This window comes from Longimicrobium sp., assembly GCF_036280135.1.
Taxonomy (GTDB): domain Bacteria; phylum Gemmatimonadota; class Gemmatimonadetes; order Longimicrobiales; family Longimicrobiaceae; genus Longimicrobium.
Genome location: NZ_DASURI010000295.1, coordinates 1 through 5,122 on the forward strand (window position 1 = coordinate 1; position 5,122 = coordinate 5,122).

At 69.8% G+C, this 5,122-nt stretch carries 8 protein-coding genes and 1 pseudogene; all 9 read right to left on the minus strand.

The genetic code is table 11. The annotated features are described in order from the left end of the window. Positions 1–136 precede the first annotated feature (136 nt). Positions 137–523, minus strand: coding sequence for a hypothetical protein (locus tag VFZ20_RS09310; protein WP_329683588.1), 387 nt, complete (start codon positions 521–523; stop codon positions 137–139). A gap of 361 nt (positions 524–884) precedes the next feature. Continuing rightward, positions 885–1,229, minus strand: a complete 345-nt coding sequence (locus VFZ20_RS09315; protein WP_329683589.1) for a TfoX/Sxy family protein — start codon at positions 1,227–1,229, stop codon at positions 885–887. Positions 1,230–1,315: 86 nt separating this feature from the next. Next, a complete protein-coding gene (locus VFZ20_RS09320; protein ID WP_329683590.1) occupies positions 1,316–2,245 on the minus strand; it encodes a HipA domain-containing protein in 930 nt (309 codons plus the stop codon). A gap of 1 nt (position 2,246) precedes the next feature. Continuing rightward, positions 2,247–2,597: a HipA N-terminal domain-containing protein gene (locus tag VFZ20_RS09325; RefSeq protein WP_329683591.1), complete on the minus strand. Its 351-nt coding sequence runs from the start codon at positions 2,595–2,597 to the stop codon at positions 2,247–2,249. After that, on the minus strand, positions 2,594–2,902 hold the full coding sequence (locus VFZ20_RS09330; protein ID WP_329683592.1) for a helix-turn-helix transcriptional regulator: 309 nt from the start codon (positions 2,900–2,902) through the stop codon (positions 2,594–2,596). Before VFZ20_RS09330 ends, VFZ20_RS09325 begins: the two co-directional genes overlap by 4 nt. 195 nt (positions 2,903–3,097) lie before the next feature. Further along, positions 3,098–3,571: a hypothetical protein gene (locus VFZ20_RS09335; protein WP_329683593.1), complete on the minus strand. Its 474-nt coding sequence runs from the start codon at positions 3,569–3,571 to the stop codon at positions 3,098–3,100. Continuing rightward, positions 3,568–4,104 (minus strand): hypothetical protein, encoded by a 537-nt coding sequence (locus tag VFZ20_RS09340; RefSeq protein ID WP_329683594.1) that lies wholly within the window; start codon positions 4,102–4,104, stop codon positions 3,568–3,570. Before VFZ20_RS09340 ends, VFZ20_RS09335 begins: the two co-directional genes overlap by 4 nt. Before the next feature lie 301 nt (positions 4,105–4,405). Continuing rightward, positions 4,406–4,786 (minus strand): hypothetical protein, encoded by a 381-nt coding sequence (locus VFZ20_RS09345; protein ID WP_329683595.1) that lies wholly within the window; start codon positions 4,784–4,786, stop codon positions 4,406–4,408. Positions 4,787–4,865: 79 nt separating this feature from the next. Next, positions 4,866–5,122: pseudogene (locus VFZ20_RS09350) on the minus strand (short chain dehydrogenase); the annotation flags it as partial.

Below are 5,122 nucleotides of genomic sequence, written 5' to 3' on the forward strand. Positions count from 1 at the left end.
CCCGCCGGGACGAGATCCCGGAGAGGGTGACAATTCCATGCGGCGGCCGGCGAGGCAGACATCCGCCCCGCGAGCCGTTCGCGTCAGGGAAGAACCAACGCAGGGGCCGCGGCCAGACGCGCCCGCGGCCGGCCCGCTACTCCGAGTAGCGCTCCCGCAGCTCGCTCACCCATGCCGGCACCGGCGTCTGGCTGTCGCGGGCGCGGCGCTCCAGCACGTCGATGAGCTCCAGCATCGTCTCGCGGCCGTACGCCGGGGCGAAGTGGTTCACCAGGAGCTTGAGCGCGTTGCTGGCGTTCTCCGCCGACACCGCCTGCACGTTGCGGCTGGCCTCGCGCAGGTACCAGGAGCGCAGCTTGCGCTCGGTCTTTACGTACGGCGCGGCACCATCCAGGAACCCACGCAGACCCGTGGGGCTCATCCCGATGTCGCGGGCCGCCTGCCTGAGGCTGGTGGCATCCACGAACGTGCGCGCGGCCTCCCTGAGCGTCTCTACCGATGCGTCGTCTTTGCGCGGCGGCATCCGTACCCGTCTCCGTTCCGCCCCCTCTCGAGGGGCTGCTGTTGTCCACAGGGCTCGCTTTCCGAGCCATACAGTAGGGGACAACCGGCTCGTTCACAAGAGGAGCGGGCGAAGTGCGCCACGTTGCGTACGCTTCAGCACCCTTCGGTGGCCGTTCCGGCCCGTTCGGGCGGCCGCGTCCCCCTTCGCGGCCTCGTTGCGCGGCCCAAAACCGGCCGATCGGCCGTCGTTTTCCCACGCCTGTTCACCTTCGCGGGCGTCCGATCGGCTCCAGCCACATCGGACAGCCCCGGATCGGCCGGCGCGCATCCTTTTCAGTCACGGAATCGGCACAGGGCCGAGTGGACAGGGCGGCAATCCGCTACTTCTTCTTGCCCTTGCGGGCGCGGCGGGCCACGTCGATGGACTTTTCCACCCACGGGCGCAGGCGGTCGGCGTCTTCCAGGTAGTCGGCGGGGAGCTCGTAGTACTGCATCCCCTGCTTGTCCTCGCCAAAGGGGCGAAACGGGCCCGTGCCGATGGCCTCGTAGTCGCCCCGGTTGGTGTCGTCCACCTTGAGGAAGAGCGTCTCGTCGTCGATGACGGCAAAGAAGATCCCGGCGGAGTAGATCCCCACGCCGCCGAACATGCCGCGCGACGTCACCGTCGGCGCCACGCGCCCCAGCGACTCCACGACAAACGCACGGAACTCGGGAGAAACGGCCATCTTTCAGGGAATAGGGAACAGGGAACAGGGAACAGGGAACAGGGAATAGCCTGCGGCGACGGCGCGTGCGGTTGCCCGTTGCCGCGTCAGCGACCAGAGGCAGCCCGCTGGGCAGCCGCGCGCTCCTCGTGCTCGAAAGCGTCGGCGAACTGGTCGATCTCCAGCCCTGTCATGCCGATCTGCCGCGCAACCTGCCGCCAACGACTCACAGCGGATTCCACCTCGCCGATGACCTGCCGCGCGCGACCGGGCGCGAGTTGAAAATAGGGAGCGGCGGCCATCAATGCGTCGATGGAAGCCTCGGGACCCGCGTCTTCCGTGATCCACGTCTTCAACTCGCGGACGGGGTCCGGAAAGGGATTCACGTCGAACGCAGGCGCAAGACGCCACAGGCCGGCTTCCACGTGCAAAAACCCGTGGTTGTGCAGGTGGTCGTCGACGTTAGTGATGAGGATCGAGAAGGCGATCCTCCGCCACAATTCTTCGATATCGGCGCGGGCATCCGCGCCGTGGACGCGCAGCGCGTCGGCGATCTCGGCATACGTGTGGTCGCTGGGATCGTCCGCCTCCACGCCCAGCAGGGTGGCCGCGGAGATGTAGAGGATGCGCCCGCCCGGCACGCGGTCGAAACGTCGGATGAGCGCGACCGGCGCGCCGTCGCTCATGACGAGCCGTGCCTCCGCCGCATCGATGCCGGCCTCCGCGGCCAGCTGCAGCGCGAGCACCTCGCCTTTCGTAACGGCCCGCTCGTCCGCCACGCTGGGGAACTTGCCGATCGAGAGCCGTCCATCGTCGTCCATCACCGTACACTTGGGACGCAGTCCGCCCAGGGACGTACCCCGACCGCGAAGATACGCCAGGTCCGCGGCCGTTTCGGTGTTGGTCTCCACGGCGCGAGAAGCTGCGAGGAGGTGGCGCAGTTCCACGAGCGGCGGCACCCCACGCTCACCTGTCTCATGCGCGCGGCGAAACACGCCCGATTCGTCCCGGAACCGCAGCGCGCCCACGCGGCTCACGTCATCCACTTCGAGAAGAAAGTCCAGTGCCCCGAGAAGCGGCGCCAGTTCCCCACCCGTCCTGCGTGCCTCGGCGCTTGGCGTGGTCGCGCATGATGACGCGGCGTGCCCAGCCGTCCGGCTCGGTATCCGCGATGGCGGCGTGAAAGATGGAGCCGTGCGGAGAGCGACGGTGAAACTGTGGACCCGCGACCAGCTGCAGCGCCGGATCGATGCTGAACCGATCCGCCCGCTCCAGCCACGAGAGGTCGTACTCGAACGCCGCGCTTTCCCGCGAGCCCTCGCGATTGTAGCGCAGCGTGCCGATCAGCCGCTCCGCATTTCCCAGACAGATCTGGACCGCGCGAGTCACGTGGGCCGCGGCTCCTTTCGCGCACGCACCCGCTTGGGCACGCGCTCCGCGTCGAGCGCAAGGCCAAGCTCATCCCCGCGGGCATCAGCAAGGTCGGCGAACGGCGTTCCCAGGCCCAGCACGAACATGGCCATGGCGTACACGCCCATCGACACGGTGGGATCCCCCTTCTCCACCCGGAAGTACGTGGACCGCGACACGCCGATCCGCTCCGCCATCATGGCCCCGGTCAGCCCGCGTTTGCGGCGCCCCAGTGCGATGTCGGCGCCGAACTTCGCCAGCGAGTTCCGGACCCGCAAGGGCATCAGGTCAAACGTGGTCGGCTTCACGGAGAGTCGTATATATGAGTCGTTAGCCGGCCTAACGGCTCATATATGATACACAAGACGTCTTCCAGGGTCAACGCACAGGTAGGCTACACGAGGATGCTGGGGGGCTGACGGGAGATGATTCGAGAGCCGGCCGGGCAGCCCGGGCCGGCTCTCTGCAGACCGAACCGATCAGCGGGCGTCGGGGCGCAGGTCGGGGCGGGCAAAGTAGTCGGCGGCGGCGCGCAGCAGGGCGGCGTCCGTCTGCAGGCCCTCGATCACCTGCGGCGGCTTGCCGGGCGCGGCCAGCACGTAGCGCGGCTGCTCCGTCCGCACGTCGGCCACCTGCCGGCCTGCATCGGCCACGCGCACCCGCTTTGCGCCCACCTGATGCACCGTGACCCCCGCCTGCTGAAGGCGCGGCGTGACGTTGCCCACGTACCGCTCGAAGTCGAACAGCTGCAGGGCCAGGTCCTCGTCCGCGTCCACCTCCGCCTGGCTCACGCGCCGCCACGCCACGACCACGGTGGGGCCGGCGACGGCGACGGTGGTGTCCTCGGCGGGCAGGCGCGGGGGCGGCGTCTTGTCGCCCCCGCACGCGGCGGCGGAGGCCAGCAGCGGGAGCGCGGCGGCGGCGCACAGCAGCAGTCGGGCGGCGGCGTTCATCGGCTCCAGAAGTAGCCGTGGCGGGTGCGCGGATCCAGGGCCAGGTAGCCGCGGTCCGGTCCCGACGGGATGTGGTACACCTCCAGGTACTCCCCCTGGCCGCCCGTGAGCGTGCGGCTGGTGATGAGCCACCACCGGCTCCACCCGGGCGACGGCACGGACACCCGCTTGAGCGCCTCCTCGCCCTCCACGCGCCGCATGCCGCGGGTGAGGGCGGGCACCTCGGCCGGCTGGAAGTTGAAGCGCACGAAGCGCTGGTCCGTCTGGCGGTTCCTGCGCGTGTGGATCTCCGTGGCCGTCGGCGGGACGAACGTCGGGATGTCGCCGTTCTCCACCGCCTGGGCCTGCACGGCCGCGGCGTGCGTGTCGTACACGGCCTCGCGCTGCTGGAACTTGCGGTACGTGGCCGGGATGGCCATCAGCACCAGGACGAACAGCAGCACCAAAAAGGCGGTGATGACGTTGCGGCGCCGCACCTTGGGATCGTACGCGCTGGGCCCCTTGGGGGCGTCGGCCGGATATTCGTTGAACATGGTTCCTGATTGCGGTCTTGCTTCGTCAGCGAACTTCATCGTGGGCGCCGGGGCTGGAGCGGATGAGCGAAGTATCTCTCGCCCGCCGAGGGCCCCCACCCCCCGACCCCCTGCCCCCGCTTCGCGGGGGAGGGGGAGAACTGCTTTCCGCACGGACGATTCGCGTCGGGCGCGATCGTTCGTCGCGGCTTGAAGATACGCTTCGGCGGCGGGGGGCGCGAGCGGGGGGGGACGCAAAGACGCCGGCCGGGGAGGCGAATCCCCGGCCGGCGTCTCGTCCATCCCCATCCGCCGTCGCGCGCTACTCGGTCTCGGCCGTGCGCGCGCAGTCGTCGCGCGTTTCGGACGGCGCGCGGGCATCCACCAGCTCCACCACGGCCATGGCGCGGCTGTATCCGCCCAGGTGCCCGAACTGGCCCGGCTCCGTGAGGTCCGCCCGCACGGTGACGAAGATGGTCCCCCAGTCGCCCTCCACCAGGTCGCGGTACGCCGGCATCATGGGCCCAGGGTTGGACACCCACCACGCGCCGCGGTCCGTGAACGAGACGGGGCGGTTGCACGGGGTGAACGACTGCTGCTCCCAGCTCACCGTGTAGTAGCCCGACACCAGGCGCGGCGGGGCGGCCGCGGACGCCAGGACGGGAAGGAGCAGCAGCGGAAGGAACGGGCGCAGGCGCGACATCGTCAAACAGGGCAACGGGTTCCGGATCAATTGCATACGTCGGCGGATTGGAACCCGCGCGCGCCCAAAAGGTTGCCCGTCAGCGGCCCTGCTCGATGGCGCGGCGCGCCACGCGGTCCACCACGCCCGGCGCGACGAGCTTGATCCACGCGCCCACCTTGCCCCGCAGCGTCATCACCCGCTCGCGCCGGCGCGAGGCCATGGCGGCCAGGGTCTGCCGCGCGCACGTCTCGGGCGTCATCACCTCCGCCTCGCGGACGGGGCTGGAGCCCAGCGGCTTTCCATCCGGCCCCACGGCGTGCTCGCGCATGGCCGTGGAGACGAAGCCGGGATACA

Excerpts from the sequence above, each read along its gene's own strand:
- VFZ20_RS09335 (WP_329683593.1), bottom strand. The coding sequence starts at position 3,571 with ATGAACGCCGCCGCCCGACTGCTGCTGTGCGCCGCCGCCGCGCTCCCG.
- VFZ20_RS09315 (WP_329683589.1), bottom strand. The coding sequence starts at position 1,229 with ATGGCCGTTTCTCCCGAGTTCCGTGCGTTTGTCGTGGAGTCGCTGGGG.
- VFZ20_RS09330 (WP_329683592.1), bottom strand. The coding sequence starts at position 2,902 with ATGCCCTTGCGGGTCCGGAACTCGCTGGCGAAGTTCGGCGCCGACATC.
- VFZ20_RS09340 (WP_329683594.1), bottom strand. The coding sequence starts at position 4,104 with ATGTTCAACGAATATCCGGCCGACGCCCCCAAGGGGCCCAGCGCGTAC.
- VFZ20_RS09310 (WP_329683588.1), bottom strand. The coding sequence starts at position 523 with ATGCCGCCGCGCAAAGACGACGCATCGGTAGAGACGCTCAGGGAGGCC.
- VFZ20_RS09345 (WP_329683595.1), bottom strand. The coding sequence starts at position 4,786 with ATGTCGCGCCTGCGCCCGTTCCTTCCGCTGCTGCTCCTTCCCGTCCTG.